16 protein-coding genes are annotated in these 17,703 nt (G+C 53.1%); 1 reads left to right on the forward strand and 15 read right to left on the reverse strand.

The genetic code is table 11. The annotated features are described in order from the left end of the window. Nucleotides 1–114: 114 nt before the first annotated feature. On the forward strand, nt 115–282 hold the full coding sequence (locus IDM28_RS16905; RefSeq protein ID WP_103438184.1) for a DUF2897 family protein: 168 nt from the start codon (nt 115–117) through the stop codon (nt 280–282). A 41-nt stretch (nt 283–323) separates the two neighbouring features. On the opposite strand, the gene IDM28_RS16910 is transcribed toward IDM28_RS16905, so the two are convergent. From IDM28_RS16910 to wbpB, 15 genes are all read right to left on the reverse strand, one after another. Continuing rightward, nucleotides 324–647 (reverse strand): ComEA family DNA-binding protein, encoded by a 324-nt coding sequence (locus IDM28_RS16910; protein ID WP_150571382.1) that lies wholly within the window; start codon nt 645–647, stop codon nt 324–326. A gap of 606 nt (nt 648–1,253) precedes the next feature. Then, the gene (locus IDM28_RS16915) at nt 1,254–3,248 is read right to left on the reverse strand and encodes a polysaccharide biosynthesis protein (RefSeq protein WP_188036520.1); all 1,995 of its coding nucleotides are present in this window, start codon (nt 3,246–3,248) and stop codon (nt 1,254–1,256) included. Between the two features lie 115 nt (nt 3,249–3,363). Further along, entirely contained in the window at nt 3,364–4,380 is a 1,017-nt protein-coding gene (locus IDM28_RS16920) for an MraY family glycosyltransferase (RefSeq protein ID WP_150571384.1), read from the reverse strand. After that, a complete protein-coding gene (locus IDM28_RS16925) occupies nt 4,377–5,348 on the reverse strand; it encodes an NAD-dependent epimerase/dehydratase family protein (RefSeq protein WP_188036521.1) in 972 nt (323 codons plus the stop codon). Before IDM28_RS16925 ends, IDM28_RS16920 begins: the two co-directional genes overlap by 4 nt. A gap of 13 nt (nt 5,349–5,361) precedes the next feature. Further along, the gene (locus IDM28_RS16930) at nt 5,362–6,567 is read right to left on the reverse strand and encodes a glycosyltransferase family 4 protein (RefSeq protein WP_188036522.1); all 1,206 of its coding nucleotides are present in this window, start codon (nt 6,565–6,567) and stop codon (nt 5,362–5,364) included. Between the two features lie 190 nt (nt 6,568–6,757). Continuing rightward, entirely contained in the window at nt 6,758–7,870 is a 1,113-nt protein-coding gene (locus IDM28_RS16935) for a glycosyltransferase family 4 protein (RefSeq protein ID WP_188036523.1), read from the reverse strand. Between the two features lie 17 nt (nt 7,871–7,887). Beyond that, nucleotides 7,888–9,021: an N-acetyl sugar amidotransferase gene (locus tag IDM28_RS16940; protein ID WP_150571408.1), complete on the reverse strand. Its 1,134-nt coding sequence runs from the start codon at nt 9,019–9,021 to the stop codon at nt 7,888–7,890. A gap of 117 nt (nt 9,022–9,138) precedes the next feature. After that, nucleotides 9,139–9,894: an AglZ/HisF2 family acetamidino modification protein gene (locus tag IDM28_RS16945; protein WP_150571388.1), complete on the reverse strand. Its 756-nt coding sequence runs from the start codon at nt 9,892–9,894 to the stop codon at nt 9,139–9,141. Further along, entirely contained in the window at nt 9,894–10,511 is a 618-nt protein-coding gene (hisH, locus tag IDM28_RS16950) for an imidazole glycerol phosphate synthase subunit HisH (RefSeq protein WP_150571389.1), read from the reverse strand. The genes IDM28_RS16945 and hisH overlap by 1 nt, the downstream gene beginning before the upstream one ends. Beyond that, nucleotides 10,508–11,743, reverse strand: coding sequence for a lipopolysaccharide biosynthesis protein (locus IDM28_RS16955; protein ID WP_188036524.1), 1,236 nt, complete (start codon nt 11,741–11,743; stop codon nt 10,508–10,510). The genes hisH and IDM28_RS16955 overlap by 4 nt, the downstream gene beginning before the upstream one ends. Next, nucleotides 11,740–13,056 (reverse strand): oligosaccharide repeat unit polymerase, encoded by a 1,317-nt coding sequence (locus IDM28_RS16960; RefSeq protein WP_188036525.1) that lies wholly within the window; start codon nt 13,054–13,056, stop codon nt 11,740–11,742. Before IDM28_RS16960 ends, IDM28_RS16955 begins: the two co-directional genes overlap by 4 nt. A 2-nt stretch (nt 13,057–13,058) precedes the next feature. Continuing rightward, complete coding sequence (locus IDM28_RS16965; protein ID WP_188036526.1) at nt 13,059–14,141, reverse strand: DegT/DnrJ/EryC1/StrS family aminotransferase; 1,083 nt, start codon at nt 14,139–14,141, stop codon at nt 13,059–13,061. A 2-nt stretch (nt 14,142–14,143) separates the two neighbouring features. After that, nucleotides 14,144–14,719 (reverse strand): UDP-2-acetamido-3-amino-2,3-dideoxy-D-glucuronate N-acetyltransferase, encoded by a 576-nt coding sequence (wbpD, locus tag IDM28_RS16970; protein WP_150571391.1) that lies wholly within the window; start codon nt 14,717–14,719, stop codon nt 14,144–14,146. Then, nucleotides 14,716–16,548, reverse strand: a complete 1,833-nt coding sequence (locus IDM28_RS16975; protein WP_188036527.1) for an acyltransferase family protein — start codon at nt 16,546–16,548, stop codon at nt 14,716–14,718. The genes wbpD and IDM28_RS16975 overlap by 4 nt, the downstream gene beginning before the upstream one ends. A gap of 132 nt (nt 16,549–16,680) precedes the next feature. After that, entirely contained in the window at nt 16,681–17,631 is a 951-nt protein-coding gene (wbpB, locus tag IDM28_RS16980; protein WP_181088706.1) for a UDP-N-acetyl-2-amino-2-deoxy-D-glucuronate oxidase, read from the reverse strand. Nucleotides 17,632–17,703: the final 72 nt, after the last annotated feature.

Below are 17,703 nucleotides of genomic sequence, written 5' to 3' on the forward strand. Positions count from 1 at the left end.
GCCGCAGGTCACGAGAATGGCAGGACTTGCGAGGGCTATAATGGAACCAAAGGGCGTTGCGTCCGCTCGTAATTGGTACTAGCGACGCTTTTTACTGCCCGTAGGAGAATGACGATGCCTTGGTATGCCTGGTTGATATTGGTCGTTGCCATCGGCTCGATCGTGGGTGGTTTGATGATGCTGCGTGATACGGCGAAGAAGCTGCCGTTGACAGAGGAGCAGCTGCGCAAGGTGCATGAACGTAACGCGCAGATGGATGCCAAGGAATCCAAAGACCTATGAATGATTGATGGCCGGCGCAAGGCCGGCCATCTTTGATGTGGTTATTCCAGGGTAAGTTTGTCGCGGTTGCGTTCCATCAGGGCGTTGCCGATGCCCTTGATCTCCAGAAGCTCATCGACTGATTGGAACGGGCCGTTTGCCTCGCGGTAGGCGACGATGGCTTGCGCCTTGGCCTGGCCGATGCCGTTGAGTTCGCGCTGGAGGGTGGAGGCGTCGGCGGTGTTTAGGTTGGTTTTGGGTTGGACTGTGGTGGTTTGGGCGACGATTGGGACGGGCTCAATGGGCGCCGCTGGCGCGGCACTTGCTGAGAATGAAAGTCCTGCGAACAGTGGGAGTAGAAGGTAGGAAAGAACGGTATTTCGCATTGGGGACACTCCTGTCGTATGGGACGTTTTGGTGCAGCGTTCCTTGGCTGCAGGCAAAAGGTAAACAACATAGGAGGTGCGGAAAACCCGTCTTTCTTGTCCAAAAATTACACACATGAACTGAAACTAGGACTAGAGGATGCGGCCTCCGGGATAAGTGCACTCCATGTGTAGGAATGGTGTGGAGTGGTAAGTCAACAGGCGCAGGGCCAATGATGTCTAGATTGCCCCGGCTTGGCTTCGTGAAGGTGCAGGAACAATGGTGATCGGACATTACCGGCTAATCGCTCATCGGAGCGGAACCAAATAAATTTCGCCGCCGAAATCTCGGGTAGTCTTGATCAATGGATTTCTAAGAGCCATCAGCGTAGGGTTTCCCTGCACTGAAAAAATCCACGGAGAGGAAAACGCGCCTGATGCGACTATCTCCGTTTCTTTGCACGTTGCCAGGTCATGCCGCACAAGACCCCCGTAGACGGGTGAAGTGATGACGCTGTGGCCATCGTGATCAATCGCTGCAGAGAGTGTCAGTTTTTTTGTGTGCGGGCCTATAACGGCCTGCCTGACGGCAGGCCGCCGGAATGGTAAGCCATCCCGGTCAAGCGCTCACACATCTTGTCGTCGCTGTTGGTAAACCCAGTCGACAATTTCACCGTCAGGTGTATACCCACTAACTACTTCACGCAGTAACTGCCGGACTCGGTTAAAATCCTCAGCCTGCACCGCTGCCATCAGCACGGCAAGGTGCTCTTTCAGTGGCTCCCACATCAAATGATCCTCATTCGCCATCATGATCATCGGATGAGAAGTAGCACTCACATTATCGCCGATCAGCAACTCTTCATAGAGTTTTTCACCTGGGCGCAAACCCGTGAACTCGATAGCGATGTCACCGTGAGGGTTGTGCTCTGATTTAATACTCAACCCGGACAGGTGCACCATCTTCTCCGCCAGAGAAGCAATCCTGACGGGCTCTCCCATATCAAGCACGAAGACATCCCCACCTTGTCCCATGGAACCGGCTTGGATTACCAGTTGAGCCGCTTCAGGAATCGTCATGAAATATCGGGTAATCTTGGGGTGGGTAACGGTTAACGGCCCACCCGCTTTGATCTGCTTGTGAAACAAAGGAATGACAGAGCCTGAAGAGCCAAGTACATTGCCAAATCGGACCATGGTGAATCGAGTCTTATTAACTCGCGCCACATTAGCAGCATCACCAAATAAAACTGGAGCAACCTCTTTACTCAACGCTTGCAGTACCAATTCGGCAAGACGCTTCGTGCTACCCATAACATTGGTAGGACGTACAGCTTTGTCAGTGGAGATTAAGACAAAATTAGATACATTGGCCTGCAATGCGGCCTGCGCCGTATTTAGCGTGCCGATTATATTATTAATCACACCCTCAGCAATATTATGCTCAACCATCGGCACATGCTTATACGCAGCAGCATGATAGACGGTGTCAACCCGCCACATCGACATAGTGTCGAACACATGTTTCTGGTTACGTATCGAGCCTAAGAAAGGAATCAAGGTTACGGGAAGTGATTCACGCTGAATTCGCTGCTGTAGTTCAGAGTGAATACTATAAAGGTTAAATTCGCTATGCTCAAAAAGCAGTAATGTCTTGGGTTTAAGTACCAAAATTTGTCGGCAGAGTTCGGAGCCGATCGACCCGCCAGCACCTGTAACCATCACGACCTTGCCAGAGATACAGCGGGAGAGAAGATCATACTGCGCAGGTACAGCATCACGTCCCAGCAAGTCAGCAATGTCGACCTCCTGGATATCATCAACCTTTACTCGGCCACTGGCCAAGTCCATGATCCCAGGAATGCTGCGTACGTGCAGTGGGAAGTTTTCCAAGAAGCCCAGAATTTCTCGACGACGAGCGCGGCTTGCGGACGGTACCGCGAGCAGGACCTCTTCCGCACCGGTGCTGTCGATAAGTTTTTGAATATCCTTACCGCGGTATACCTGAAGCCCTGAAATAACGCGATCGGCAACGCCTTCATCATCATCTATAAATGCAACGGGGCGCATGATACGGCCCATACGCAGTGCCGCCACCAATTGATTCCCAGAGGCCCCAGCACCATATATCGCAACCTTAGGCAGACCGTTATCTCGGGTGGCAAAGGGTACATGCTGCTTGGCAGCAAACCAATCACCCAAGAAATACTGCCGCATAATCAGCCGCAGGCCACCAATCATGATCAGACTGAGCCACCAATAGTTGAAGATGATGGAACGCGGAACCACAAATTTATGGTTGACATACCAATACACGATCAGCGCAAGAATCAAGGCGGACAAGCTCACCGCTTTAATAATCGCGATAAGTGCGTCATTGCCAAAATACCGCATCACCGCACGATACATACCGAATCTAATGAATATCGGAATAGCGACCACTGGGGCAGCGACGAAAAGCCACGGATGACTGACCAGTGGGTTAACCATCTCGTCTATGCCGAGACGGACCGCAAAGGCGAGCCATAGCGCTACAATGACCAGCAGCACATCGACTACAACCTGTAGCGCACGTTTGTACCGTCGTGGCAGCGCGAGCATGCGCGTTCTAATACTGTCCATTTTCCTCAAAAAGCCCTCGTCTCTCCTGATAGTCTCGGCATTTCCAGCCACTGACCGATGGCACTGCCGCACACACACCTTCACGTGCAGCTACATGGAATTAGTGACCCCTGTTTCAGGGCCGCTCAAGCTCTCCGGCATGGTACTTGATAGCGAGCCCGATCAACGGCAGGTAGGCAATCATCACACCAATCATGCCGGACAACCAGTCCATGGCTACCGCGACGGCAATGGGTAGTAGCCAGATGACATTAATGGCTAATACGCCGAGCGTCACAGGCAAATGCCTGCCGTAAAACCGAGAGGCGTATTGGTAAGCGTGACTACGGTGCGCCTCGTAGACCTTGTCTCCTCGTGCTAGTCGACGGACGAGCGTATAGGTTGCATCAACAATGAAGACACCAAGCAAAATCACCCATGACCAGAAGAAAGCAGGTGCGGCCCAAGCCCCCTGTATAGACAAGGCGCCCAAGGTAATGCCCAGAAATCCGCTAGCCCCGTCGCCCATAAAAATCTTTGCGGGTGGGTAATTCCAGTAAAGAAACCCAACAACCGCGAATCCGAGCATCAAAGGCAAGACCATCAAGTGGTCGAAGTTCATAAGCCGGTAAATAAGCGCCATGCCAAATAATGCGGTAATAGCCTGGACGCTGGCCAGCCCATCAATCCCATCCATGAAGTTATAAAGATTTAATAGCCAAACTAGATAAAGCGTCGCGAAAATGCCGAGAATTGCAGCAGCTTCCAAGCGAAGACCGAATACCTCGAGAGGTGGAAACCCTCCGAGCCAAACAAGCACCCATATCGCGCCACAAAAATGACCCAGCAATCGCCAGCGGGCAGCGATGTGGCCATGGTCATCCATGAACCCCACGATGGCGATGAGCACACCTGCTCCACCTACTGCGACAGCGGCTTGCCACGCAGCATTCCCTTCAACCAGCAGCCACAGCAGACCGATAATAAAGCTGATGACTATCGCAATCCCCCCACCGCGCGGAGTGGGAACAGTGTGGGAACTCCGAGCGTTGGGAACGTCGATGATGCTTTTCGCGAGCGCGTATCGACGAAGAAGCCCAGTTAACACGAGTGCTGCAATGAATGCAAAACCGTACAAATAAATGACACTCACTGCTTGCCCCCTGTCCGCTCTTCATCATACTTTTTCATAAAATCTGCACCGGCTGCAGCCAATGCTTTTTCTGAAGTGATTGGCGGCGTCCAGCCAAGCAGCAAGCTGGCTTTGGTAGAGTCAACCACTAAAGATCTGCACAGCTGGCTGTACATAGCCTTTCTTCCTAGAACCCCCAAACCCATACCAATCATCCACACCGGCACTGGAAAGAGCCGCGCGGGCCGCGCCATACCTTGAGCAAGCAAGCGGATGATTTGTGGTGTTGTCAGCTCAGTGCCATCAGAGATTACGAAGGTCTCGTTAGCCGCTAACGGATTGCTGATGCAGGCATGGATAAAATCAACCAGGTTTTCCAGTGCGACCATACTGCGGCGATTGTTAACCCAGAGAAACGGAAGCGGTAGCCCACTGCGAACTATGCTCAGCAACCGGCCAAAGTTCCCGGGTGCATCCCCAGCATAGACAAGCGGTGGACGAATCACGACCAGTTCCATCTCAGTACCACGGATTAGGTTCGTTAGTTCAAGCTCCGCATTCAGCTTACTCACTGCGTACAGCTGAGTAGGCTTGCAAGAGGTCGCTTCTGAAAGGGACTTGCCCTGATCAGTTTCAGACCCTACAGCACCAATTGAACTCAAAAAAATAAAGCGCTTGACGCCCTGGCGCAGGGCGGCCGCTGCTAGATCTTTTGTAACACTCACATTCGCGCTAGTGAACGCAGCCGCAGGATCAGTGGAATCGTCATTAAGTACGTGGGCACGCCCGGCAAGGTGAACAATAGTGTGAACGCCTATACAGATGCTATCCAGATCTGGACTGCCCTCAAGATCCATGCGCACAATTTCTGCGACGCCATAAGGCGCGTCACTGCTTCGGCTTACGCCTCGGACGGTCATCCCGATGTCCGTCAGCTTCTTGCACACGGCCCGCCCGATAAAACCGGAAGCACCTGTCACCAAAATCATATTGCATCCTTAGTCATATCAATATCTTTCGGGCAATTGCCTTGTACTCAAAGTTTTCAGTAAGGAAAGTGCGCCCGCGTTCGCCCATTTCCTTTAGACTCTCTTTATCAGTGGCACTCATCAACATGAACGCCTGCGCCAGATCGCGCGGCTGATCAGGGGCAACGGTCAGACCACAACCTGCATCCAGAACTGGATCATTATACGCGGCGTACGCGCCGACAACAGGCAACGCCATTGCCATGTAGTCATAAAGTTTATTCAAGCTTATACCGAACCTATAAATCGGCAAGTCGTGCATGACGAAGAAACCTGCGTCTACACGTTTGAGCGCCTCGAGGACAATGCTCTTGTCAACCTGACCGTAAAAGCTCACGCAGGTGTAAGGAGTGCAGCGACGCAGGAGCTCTTCACTCTGCTCTCCCTTACCTACGATCACAAAGCGGAGCTTGCGATGAGCATCCGCTGGCAGGTGCGCGAGTGCATCCACGAATTTGTGCATTGCGTTAGGTTCGCCGAGCGCACCCGCATAGAAAAAGATGAACTCGCCTGCGTCGCGGTAATTTGCAAGATCGTCCAACAAGGTGTGGTTCTGCACAGTGCTACAGGGCGCCGTCAGCGAAAAACCGTTGGGTGCGTAGACAAATTTCTCAGGGCGTAAACCAAGTGATGCCATGTGCCGCATTGCGCCAGGCAGGAGCGATATAACACGATCTGATGCGCGGTATGCAAGACGCTCAATTGCGCCAAGCAACCAAACCACGGGATGCCGCACACTTACCCCAGCCACCTCGACCAAACTCAAAGGCCATAAATCGCGCACCTCAAACTGAATCTTGGCACCGAACAATCTAGCCATGACCAATGCACTTGGGTAAGCAAATGGATGCGCTGACGAATAGATAATCAGGTCCGGCCGCTGGTCACGAGGTAAACGCACCAAAAAGAACAGTAAGGTTAACGCGAAACTCAGCATGGACAACAGGCGCTTTAGTCCATTGCCGGAATACTTTACCGCCGGCAAAAACTGGTAATTGACGCCACTCTGAGTGGCGGGACCTGACGGCATTCCCCCCTGGTCCATCAAATGATGATAAGCCGGGGATACAACGGTCACTTCATGACCGGCCGACTGCCATTCCCGAGCTAAATAATAGGCCCGCCAATAGCGACCGACGTTCGGCCCACCAGCATAAGGATTGATGTACATAATTTTCATAGATGGCTCACGCACAAAGCACCTACATAAGGTAGCTGAAACAGACTGCATTCATTCAGCACATGCATAGCGGCACAGCCAAGAACTAGTTCGTTGCTCAACACAACATACGACCCAGACCGCCTCCCACACGCCTCGCAAGGCAGCACCTCTACGCCACCTACACCAGTGTTTGTATACACGCGCTAAATCAACGATGTATCAACTGGTCATAGAACTCTACTAGCTTCTTTTCCTCTATGCCCCAGTTGTAACGCGAGGTTACCGAGTCTCGCCCATTACGCCCCATTTGCTCGGCTTCCAGTGGATGTTCTACAAGATAGTCTACAGCTTTAGCAATCGCAGCAGGATCAAGAGGGTCGATGCATAACCCGCACCCACTACCTTCAATTATTCCACGCCAGAGAGGGAAGTCTGAAGCAATTACCGGAAGTCCTACCGCCATGTATTCAAACATCTTGACGGGCAGCGCATCCAAATAATTCGGTAGTGGATGCAGTGTCACCAGACCAGCAACTGACTCATCCAAAGCCTTCTTGACACCATTGCGGTCCAACCACCCGAGGAACTCAACCTTTTTCCATCCCGGTTCAGTAGTCACAATCGCTTCAAAGGCAGGTTCTGTGAATACACCGCCAATCGCAAGCTTTACACCTGATGTAGACACACCGATAGCGCTTACGATTTCGCGGATCCCACGCACCTTACCAAGCCCACCTATGTATACCGCTTGAGGCTTCTTCTTCTGCCAATCTATTTCTTCGAATGATAGCTCGCTCAAGATCGGGTAGTTGTTAATATCCAGCGAGCGAATACCCATGGTGATAAACTTATCGCGTATATAGGGCGTCGCCGCTACCACTGCATCAAGCTTACGGCATGCCCAGCGCTCATAAATTGCAAATGCTTTGGACAATGCGAGCCGAGCGATGCGATTCAAGTAGGGCTTACCGAGAAGCTGTTTAGGCACATCCTCATGGGCGTCAAAGATGACTATGCCGCCCCGCCTTTTCAGTTGTAATCCAACCGGTATCAGCTCGGGGTCGTGCAAATGGTAAATGTCTGCATTGAGCTCAAGGGCACGAGCTCCGATAAGTCGCGTCGTATTAAATATTCGGCCCAAGCGCCCGCTAGACCTGCCTACATCGATGATACGAATATTATCTTTTTGCTCGTCACCTTTACCGTCCGCGACGAGCAAAAATACCTCGTGCCCTGCCAGGGCTAGAGACCTACACTGTTTGTGGTAAATGCGCACATCATAGCGAGTATGAGCCGACGTTACGTGAACGATCTTGGCCATTTAATCTCTCCGACTCATCATGAATAGACATTGATACGTCGGCCCAGTGCTCGCTGGACCAAAAGCTGTGCCTTTTTTGCAAATCGTTGACGAGAGCCCCAATTTGCAAACTCAGTATAGTCATGTATAGGCGCATTCATGAGGCTGTCGAATGCCTCCCTAGTAATACGCATCTTTTTACAGAAATATTCGATATCTAGTTCAAGCTCATCGGCATGATACAGCGGCTCGGCCAGCTTCTCCATCGCTTCTTCGCGCGTCAACTGCCGAGACAAAATCATGCTGGAATAATGTAACTTCCGCTTATCGTAACCAAACTTTGTAGGCAAGTAATAGTTCTGAAAGAGCTTGGTAAATACCGACTCACCATGCTTACGCGGATAAGAGCGATAGCCAACCGTTTCACTGAGATACGCCTCAGCTGCCGCTTTGTCATAACCCATGTAATTCAATGGGCGAACTGTGCGCATACCTTTAACGAAGGGATACCAGAAATAATACTCAAAAAAGCTGATAGTCTTGTAATCACGCAGTGACCGCTCGCCATACTTATTATGTATGGCGTGAAGATTGATTGCATCCATGGCACTGCCATGCCAAGACTCAGGAAATACTGCCTCGGTCGATAGATTGCCACCACTGAGGATGTACTTGATGTTATTTTTCACAGCAAAGTGATACATACTTGAAAAATAGGCATGATCCTGAGGAACGTCCTGGTTAGCGACCGCCGCCTTCATGTAGGCCAACTGCAGATCTCTAACTTCCTCCCAATTCATGACATGAGTATGCAGGTCGTAGCCACAGTACTTAATAATTTTTTCGATATTACTAACCGCAAGCTCACTATTCCAACCGGCATCGACATGCACTACCAGAGGTCGCAGTCCGAGGTCCTTAACTTTGAGCGCGAGGTAGGAGCTATCGACACCGCCACTGAGCCCAATGATACAATCGTATTCTTTACCCACGCCCTCTTTCTTGATTTGATCTACAATCTGATCGAGGCGCATTTGTCCGTCTTCCCCCGAGAAGAGGTGACGTGACTGTACCGAGTCGAATTTATGGCAGTGATTACACACACCGGTTTCATCAAACACTATATCAGCATCAGTTGTATCCATGACGCAGCGGCTGCAAACCTTAATCAAGGCCATTCTCCTAAAATCCCTATCTACTCCTGAAATCTGCATGCTAGATTCCAGGTTGTGATTCTCGACCTCTGCCCACGTCTGGACTGAAGGGCAAAATGTGCGCGTGTTCGTCAGCTATTTCAGGCTGGCAATGTTAATCTCTGGATAGCTGATTAGCACTGCTCGATGTTTTCCGTGGAAGACAAACAAGCTGCCCGCCGCTACGGCGGAGACGCTGGTCTGCTCGAGTAGATCAGTGAGATCGCTCACCGCACCGGCACCACCGCAGGCAATCACCGGCACGTGTACGCTTTTGACAATACTGTCGATCAGCGTGGTGTCGAAGCCTTTCTGCGTGCCATCCCGGTCTATCGAGTTGATGAAAATCTCGCCGACGCCGGCGCCCTCCAGTGCCTGAGCCCACTCGACGGGCGACCGCTTGGTATCTACAGAGCCGCTGGCAGCATACACGGTGTAGCCGCCCCAAAAGCTTTTCTTACAGTCGATCGAGCCAACCACGCTCTGCGAGCCATACTTGTTGGCTATCTCACGAATGATCGACAGATCGGCTAACGCCGCAGCGTTGATCGAGATCTTTTCAACACCCAACGCAAATAATTTATCTGCATGCGCCAAGGTCTTGATCCCGCCACCGTAGCAAATAGGCATGAAACACTCACCGGCAACTTCGGCGATCAATTCGTAATTGGGCTCCTGTTTAAGCACCGAAGCCTCAATATCCAGCAAAATTAGTTCATCGACCTCCTTCTCATTGAAGATCCTGATCGCATTGATCGGATCGCCAACATACTTAGGGTCTTTGAACTTGACAGTCTTGACCAGACCACGATCTTTGAGCAACAGGCATGGAATAATACGTTTTCTGAGCATCAGATCAGCTCCACGAAATTCTTGAACAGTTGCATACCAAATTTGTGGCTTTTTTCTGGATGGAACTGAAAGCCGAACACGTTATCTTTAACGACCGCAGCGGTGAACAGCTGATCATAGTTGGCGCTCAGCAAAATATTGCTTTCATCGCGCGGGCTCATGTAATAGCTGTGCACAAAATAGAACCTGCTGGGGTTATCCAGGCCGTTCAGGCCGTCAAGGATGGGATGCTCCTGCGCCGCTACAATTTCGTTCCAGCCCATGTGCGGGATCTTGCGGTGCTCACGCGGTTCGAAACGGACAATATCCATGTCGACCCAGCCCAGGCCGGGTTCGCTGCCCTCTTCCGAGCGCATGCCCAACATTTGGCTACCGAGACAGATACCCATGACTGGCTTTCGCTTCTCCATGACCTGTTCAGTCAGAACGTCAACCAAGCCACTTTTGCGCAAAGTCTGCATACCCGCGTCGAAGGCACCGACGCCAGGTAAAATCAGCTTTTCAGCACTTTCGATGTCTGACCGGGCGTTGGAAGCAATGGCCTTAGCGCCCACGCGTTTCAACATGTTCAAAACCGAAGCGATGTTTCCAACACCATAATCAACGACAACGATCACTTGGCTTCTCCCTTGGCGCAGTGGAAAGACATCCAGAAATAGACGAAATACATAAACGCGTAACCCGCTGCGTAAAAGGTCAGGACAGACTCAACGGTGGCCGGCAGCATAAAACATGCCACGGTCATGGCCAGGAGAACCAGTTGCCATAGCAAATCCAGATTCTGCCGCTGGGCAATGTAGATCGTGTAGCTGAGCGGACTGACAACAAAGCGCATGTAAAACAACGGTATCAGCAACACCGCGTAACGCCCTGACTCCGTCCATTCAGCGCCAAAAATCAGGGCGAACGCAGGTTCTGCGAACAAGCCAATAATGATGAAAGGGGGCAACGCCAGCAGCGCCAACACCTTGAACGTCGACAAGAACAGCTTGCGGCAGTTACCAGAGTCGCGATACTCGCGGGCCGCTTGCTCTTTGAACACATCCAGCACAGAAGCGGCTAGTAAAGATATCGGTGCGCCCATCATTCTCAGGGTCAAGGCAAACCAGCCGGCAATTTCACCGCCAAACTTGCTGGCCAACAAAATGACTGGTAACTGACTGGAAACGGTATTGATCAGATCCGCTGGTAGTGAGTACTTGGGGAAGTTTGAATAGCTACGCGCCACCGCTGCCACGTCGACGAGAGAAGCCCCCAAGCTCCTACCAAGCAGAACCTTGCCTACCCAGAAAGCGGCCAAGCTGGTTGCAATCAAAACGCCCAGTGTCTGCCCATAGATGAGCCCTTGCTCACCCTCCAATAGGTACCCAGCAGCCACCTGAGAAACCGCTATGCAGGCGGCCAGACTTATACGTGCGAGTCCAAGCTTGTTGAATGCTTGCTGATAGGTCAGGACAGAGAGCAGCAACTTATTAATACCGAGGCCAGCGGCCACCGCTGCGAGTGCAAGCCAATAGCGACTAATTTCAGCGGGCAGACTAGACGTCGCATACGGAACAACTAACAACAGTCCGATAACCGCAATCGACAAAGTCAATACTAGGAAAATAACAAGTTTGATGACAGCATAGAACTCTGACTTCTGCCCAGTCGAAAACAGAGCAAGCTCATAGCGGCCAGTCAACAGCACCGAGATTATTGTAGCAGCAGATAACCATACGCTGAATCCGCCTATCTCACCCGGAGAGTAAAGGCGTACCAGCAACAGCATGACACCGATGGTAATCAGTTGCGCCCCGAGCGTACCTAGTAGAACGCGCATGATACGGCTAAAAAATAACTTACTCACGGACTTGTTCTCGCACCCAGCCTCAGCGGGAGGGAGATGAGGATTAGGGACACAAGCATGAAGAATACACCAGATCCTAATAAAACTGTTAAAAGCGACTGCTCAATTATCTTTGTTGCGATCAATAGCGCCACCGGAATTGCTAAGACTGCGCGGTGCCGTGAGTATAAAAAGTTTAACAATACGGTAATACCAGCGACAAGTGACGTCTCTACAACAACTCCAATGTATTTGAACTGCATGAACGCCACCGCGATGAAATTGACGTTTGCGTTCATCTCCGGATTTTCAAACATTTCCACGCCCAGCCTGAACGTCACGGGGTCAGAACGCCCCTGCCCGAACACCGCACCCAGTAGAGTATCGCCATAATAGTTATTTCCGAACTGAATTACGAAGGCGTCTGCGGCTCCAAGCAAAGTAGACGGGACTACAAACGCTCGCCGCAACAGGTAGTCATTCAAGTAAGAGTACCCGAGAACCTCATATTCAATTGCGCCAAACATGAGCACACCCAACAGTGCGATTAGCAGCCACGACAACTTCACACTGCCAAACTTTCGATAATACAACATAATGAAATAGATAAGAAACATCAGCACAACCGGGTATTTTTGACCAAAGGCACCCCATACAATCAATACATTGAGGGAGCCCAGGACTAAAAAGCGCTTCTTTTTTTTGTACACGCCCCAAGCGAATAATACGGGAAAAAGCGCTTGAGTCCCGATAGAAGCTAGATAAGCGCCCGGTGTACCTGCGGCGAAGATCTCCCTTGCGACCGCGCGTCTGGCATAATGGCTGCTAAAATCGAGAGAAAAATACCCAGCGCTTTTAGCTACTATGTAAGCCAATACAGCCAGATTGAGCACAGACAATATCAATAAAATTTTCTTTCCCTGGCTACCCGAGCCGCAATCGAGTTTAGGATAAAACCGTATCTTATTTGCCAAACCGATGATCGACAGGCCGATCACCACCGCAAGCGTCACACCCGAAAACGGATCGGCCTCAGGTGAATACCTATTAGCACCATTGAGCACCAGCGCATGTGGTACCAAAACCAAAACAAAAAAAGCGACCAGCAAGTCCCCAGGTCGCTCGATCCTTCCAACAGCCAGCAAGGCGCAGATCACTGCAAGCAGCAACAAATACATCGTTTGCACGAAGTCCAGTGGCCGCTCTGCCGCGCCCATGTAGTCATAAAGCTGATAGATGTAGCTGTTATTCACCCAGACCAATGCCAAAAAATAGGCAAACAGCAACACTGCGTTCAGCAGTACTGATTTGTCGATCCGGGTGGCTAGGTACATTCTTACAGTGCCAATGCGGCGCTGATGGCCGTCACAGCAGCCTGATCCAGATAAGGATGCATCGGCAAACTCATGACCTTGGTCGCAACGTCATCGCCAATCGGCAACACAGCGCTTTCATCCATGACCGCCGGCTGTTTGTTCAGCGGGATCGGGTAATGAACCGCGGTAGGAATTCCGGCCGCCTTGAGGCGCTCTTGCACGGCATCGCGATCCTGCACCTGCACTGTGTACTGGGCAAAGGCACTGATGTTGCCTTCAGCAATGTACGGTGTACCCGACACGCCCGCCTGCTTCAGTGCAACGTCATACCATGCCGCAACCTGCTGACGCAGGCCGATCTCTTCCTCGAATATCGCCAGCTTCGGCAACAGAATTGCCGCCTGCAGGGTATCGAGCCGGCTGTTTACACCCACGCGAATGTGATGATAACGACGGTCCTGACCATGGCGCGCTACCTGGCGAATCACTTTGGCCAGCTCTTCGTCATTGGTGAAGATAGCGCCGCCGTCACCGTAGCAACCCAAAGGCTTGCTCGGGAAGAAGCTGGTGCACGACACCGTGGTCAGGTTGCACGAACGTTTGCCTTTGTACGAAGCACCAAAGCTCTGCGCCGCATCCTCGATTACCGGGATGCCATGCTTGGCGGCGATTGCGTTGATTGCATCGTAATCGGCGCACTGGCCATACAACGAGACCGGAATGATCGCCTTGGTCCGCGGCGTGATGGCGGCTTCCAGCAAGGCGGGATCAAGGTTGTAAGTGCGTGGGTCGATATCTACATACACCGGTTTGGCGCCGAGTAGCGCTACGGTTTCGGCGGTGGCTATGTAGGTGAAGCCGGGGGTGATGACTTCATCGCCTGGACCGATGCCAAACGCCATCTGCACGATCTGCAAGGCATCAGTGCCGTTGGCGCAGGTGATGCAGTACTTGGCGCCGACAAACGCCGCCAGGCGCTCTTCGAGTTCGCTGACTTCAGGGCCGAGGATGTATTGGCCATGGCTCAGTACCCGCTGGATACCGGCATCGATCTTGTCCTTGATGCGTGCCTGCTGGCTCTTCAGATCAATGAATTCAATCATGCTTACGCGTCCACCTTGCTCAGGGTCTTGCCATTAAGTACGTAGCGCACACCGGAATGCGAACACACCGCTTCGCGGTTGGCATCCAGTTGCAGTTGTTCGCCGAACTCGCTCATCCAGCCGATCTGCCGGGCGGGAACCCCAACCATCAAAGCATAGGCGGGGACATCCTTGTTGATCACCGCGCCCGCGCCGACGAACGCGTATTCACCGATGGTCACGCCGCAGACGATGGTGCAGTTGGCACCGAGCGTGGCGCCTTTCTTGACCAGCGTGTCGCGATACTGATCCTTGCGCTCTATCAGCGAGCGTGGGTTGTAAACGTTGGTGAACACCATGCTCGGGCCGCAGAACACGCCCTCCTCCAGCGTCACGTTGTCGTACACCGATACGTTGTTCTGGACCTTGCAGCGGTCACCGATGACAACCTTGTTGCCCACGAACACGTTCTGACCCAGCGATACGCCTGCGCCGATCTGCGCGCCGGCGCAGACGTGGACGAAATGCCAGACCCGGGAATCGTTACCGATCTGCGCGCCGTCGTCGACGATCGCGCTGGGGTGCTGATAATAACTCATGGCTTGAGACTCACACTGGATTGAGGTTGATCGAAAAACCGCTGCAACCGAGCACTTGCAAAGTGCCCGTACTGACGTGCGCCCACCTCATTGAGGTGATGGTTGTCCTGATAGATGAGCTCACCATCCTGGTATGGCGCGTGAGCAAAAAAGCTGCTGTCGGCGAAGTCCATAAACTGCACATTCGGGATGCCAGTCGCCACCGACTGCAGCTGCCGATTGGCATCTTGCCATTGGCTATTGGGCAACAGCGGCGCAGACAAACCAAGCGCTGCGAACCGACGCAGGCGCTGTACGTTTGACTCAAACATAGGGATCTGCGCCAGCACCACCACCTGCTTGCCGGCATGGCTGGCATCCAGCAGGAAGGTGCGCATTGCCTCGACAAAAGCCGGGCTCTGCATTTGATACTGCCACATGCCCGCCACAATGATTTTGTCGAACGACGGCATCAACTGCGCCACTGCATCAATTTGTGCCTTGCACGGCTTTTGTGCCCAGCCTGGCAAGCGTTCCAGATCGAAAGCCTTGATTGGCACACAACTGCTGCCGCTGAGCAACCGATAAGCCACGCCGGTCTCGTCACCGACAACGTCGAAGAAGTAGTTCAACTGGGCGGCGTGGCTGTCGCCGATCACCAACACACTTGGCTGCACATCGGCTTTGCCGCGCTTGCACTCGCCAACCTGGGTGCCGTGGCAGATCAGCTCGGGCGCCGCGTAGCGGGTCAACTGCACCGGCGCGGGCTCGACCACACGCAGGTTCAACTGCGAGCCGGCAACCAGCAGCGCGGCCGTCACGACTGTCGCCAGTGCCCACTTTGGCGCATGTTGGCGAAGACCGGCAGATCGCCGAATCGGCGTTTCGATGTAGCGATAAGACAACCAGCCCAGCAGCAGCGAGCTACTTGCGAACAGCAGCACGCCACCAGCACTGAGCTCGTACTGGCCAGTGTAATAGCGGATGAAAGCAAGGATCGGCCAGTGCCACAGGTACAGCGAGTAGGATATGCCGCCGATCCAAACCATTGGTCGGCTGGCCAGCAACTGACTAGCCGGGCCACGACGGGCAGCGATCAGCAGACCGGCACCGACGCAGGGCAGGACTGACCAGTACCCGGGGAAGTTTTGCTTATCGATGAGCCAAAAGGCACAGATCAACGCGACCGTGCCCAGCACGCCCACGGCGGCCGACAGCTTGCCTGGCAATTGATGATGCTGCAGCGCCAAAGCGGCGACGGCTCCGACCATGAACTCCGGCATGCGCGCCAGCAACGCAAAGTACATGGAGTCCTGCTTGCCCATGGCAACGCGATGGCCGCTCCACGCAAACAGAGCCAGACCCAACAAAACGAACACCGGCAAGCGCCATCTGCGCGGCACACAGATGAACAGGATCGGGTAGAACAGGTAGAACTGCATCTCGATCGCCAGCGACCAGGTATGCAGCAGCGGCAGCTCATCGGCACGCGGGGCGAAGTAACTGCCAAAGTCGGCAAAGTAGCGATTGCTGGTGAAAAACGCCGATGACTTCAGACTTTTTTCAAAGAAACCGTAGTCCGCTGGCAGGAACAATACGGCCGAGACGATGCTGACAATTGCCACCATGACAAAGTACGCCGGCAGGATGCGCTTGATCCGGCCTGCATAAAACTCGAACAGGTTGATACGTTCAGTGCGCCCAGCCAGCAGCGCAGTGATGATAAAACCGGAGATGACGAAAAACACGTCAACGCCCACAAAACCTGCAGGCAACCAGGCACTGTTGGCGTGATAAGCAAGCACCGCCAATACCGCAACGGCGCGCAGGCCCTGGACATCCAGGCGCATGTCTGTCGATTGCCTTGGCGCACCGACAGCGTTCAGCAGATTGGAATTATTGTTCGACACGCTGAAGACGGACCCTGCGCAAACAAGCTGTATACAGGTGGCCCCGTAGAGCCACCCATGGTGTTGGAGACCTTAGCGGGTCAGCGCTGCCACGAACGGATGGCCTTCGTTATCAGCGGCCTGCACGATGGCAGCACTACGGATGGTGTTGACCGTTTCGACGCAATGGCGCGCATCTTCGATACCGTAACCGCGACCGGCCAGAATCTCTTCATAGCTGGTGGTATGCAGGTCGGTGAAACCTTCCGAGAACTCCATTTCCTCGCCGTTGACGGTGATCGAACGGTAGGTAGGCTTCTTGCCCTTGACCGATTCCGGCAGGTCGTTGGCATCGACCGAGAGGAACCAGCGTACGCGGGCTTTCTCGTACTCGAGGTAACCGGCAGCTTTATGCTCGGAGGTGAAGTGCACGACGTTACGCTGTAGTTTGCCGAAGATGAAGTGCAGCATGTCGTAGAAATGCACGCCGATATTGGTGGCCACACCGAACGACTTGCGCGGGTCACCCTTCCAGCTCTTCAGGTACCAGTTACCGCGGGAGGTGATGTAAGTCAGGTCGACTTCATACTTGTGCGGGTTGTTCTCACGGGCAACCTTGTCTTTCAGGGCGATGATCGCCTGGTGGTGACGCAGTTGCAGGATGTTGAACAGACGCTTGCCGGTTTCCTGTTCCACCAGCGCCAGTTGGTCGAGCATCTCTGGGGTTGGCACCAGCGGCTTTTCGCAGATCACATCGCAGCCCAGGCGCAGGCCTGCGGCAATGTGTGGGTAGTGCAAGTAGTTTGGCGAGCACACCGCAACGTAATCCAGGGCGGTGGCCGGATCACGCTTGAGGTTACTGGCGTGATCGAGGAAGAACTCGAACTCGGTGAAGAACTCGCTCTGCGGCGAGATGCTGTCAATGATGCCGACCGAGTCGTTGATGTCGTAGGCAGACACCAGACGGTTGCCGGTGTCCTTGATGGCGCGCATATGGCGAGGAGCGATGTAGCCGGCGGCACCGATGAGAGCGAAGTTTTTCATGGTTGATCCTGTAAAAACGAAAGTATCCGCCCGCGCGGCAAGCGCAAGCGGATCGACATGACGAAGTCGGTA

Source organism: Pseudomonas sp. EZ-C24 (assembly GCF_014525325.1).
GTDB classification, from domain to species: Bacteria; Pseudomonadota; Gammaproteobacteria; order Pseudomonadales; family Pseudomonadaceae; genus Aquipseudomonas; species Aquipseudomonas shirazensis.

What these genes read in the sequence shown, in the direction of transcription:
- IDM28_RS16905 (WP_103438184.1), top strand. Translation starts at nt 115, where the DNA reads ATGCCTTGGTATGCCTGGTTGATATTGGTCGTTGCCATCGGCTCGATC.
- IDM28_RS16910 (WP_150571382.1), bottom strand. Translation starts at nt 647, where the DNA reads ATGCGAAATACCGTTCTTTCCTACCTTCTACTCCCACTGTTCGCAGGA.
- IDM28_RS16915 (WP_188036520.1), bottom strand. Translation starts at nt 3,248, where the DNA reads ATGGACAGTATTAGAACGCGCATGCTCGCGCTGCCACGACGGTACAAA.
- IDM28_RS16925 (WP_188036521.1), bottom strand. Translation starts at nt 5,348, where the DNA reads ATGATTTTGGTGACAGGTGCTTCCGGTTTTATCGGGCGGGCCGTGTGC.
- IDM28_RS16930 (WP_188036522.1), bottom strand. Translation starts at nt 6,567, where the DNA reads ATGAAAATTATGTACATCAATCCTTATGCTGGTGGGCCGAACGTCGGT.
- IDM28_RS16935 (WP_188036523.1), bottom strand. Translation starts at nt 7,870, where the DNA reads ATGGCCAAGATCGTTCACGTAACGTCGGCTCATACTCGCTATGATGTG.
- IDM28_RS16945 (WP_150571388.1), bottom strand. Translation starts at nt 9,894, where the DNA reads ATGCTCAGAAAACGTATTATTCCATGCCTGTTGCTCAAAGATCGTGGT.
- IDM28_RS16960 (WP_188036525.1), bottom strand. Translation starts at nt 13,056, where the DNA reads ATGTACCTAGCCACCCGGATCGACAAATCAGTACTGCTGAACGCAGTG.
- IDM28_RS16965 (WP_188036526.1), bottom strand. Translation starts at nt 14,141, where the DNA reads ATGATTGAATTCATTGATCTGAAGAGCCAGCAGGCACGCATCAAGGAC.
- wbpD (WP_150571391.1), bottom strand. Translation starts at nt 14,719, where the DNA reads ATGAGTTATTATCAGCACCCCAGCGCGATCGTCGACGACGGCGCGCAG.
- IDM28_RS16975 (WP_188036527.1), bottom strand. Translation starts at nt 16,548, where the DNA reads ATGCGCCTGGATGTCCAGGGCCTGCGCGCCGTTGCGGTATTGGCGGTG.
- wbpB (WP_181088706.1), bottom strand. Translation starts at nt 17,631, where the DNA reads ATGAAAAACTTCGCTCTCATCGGTGCCGCCGGCTACATCGCTCCTCGC.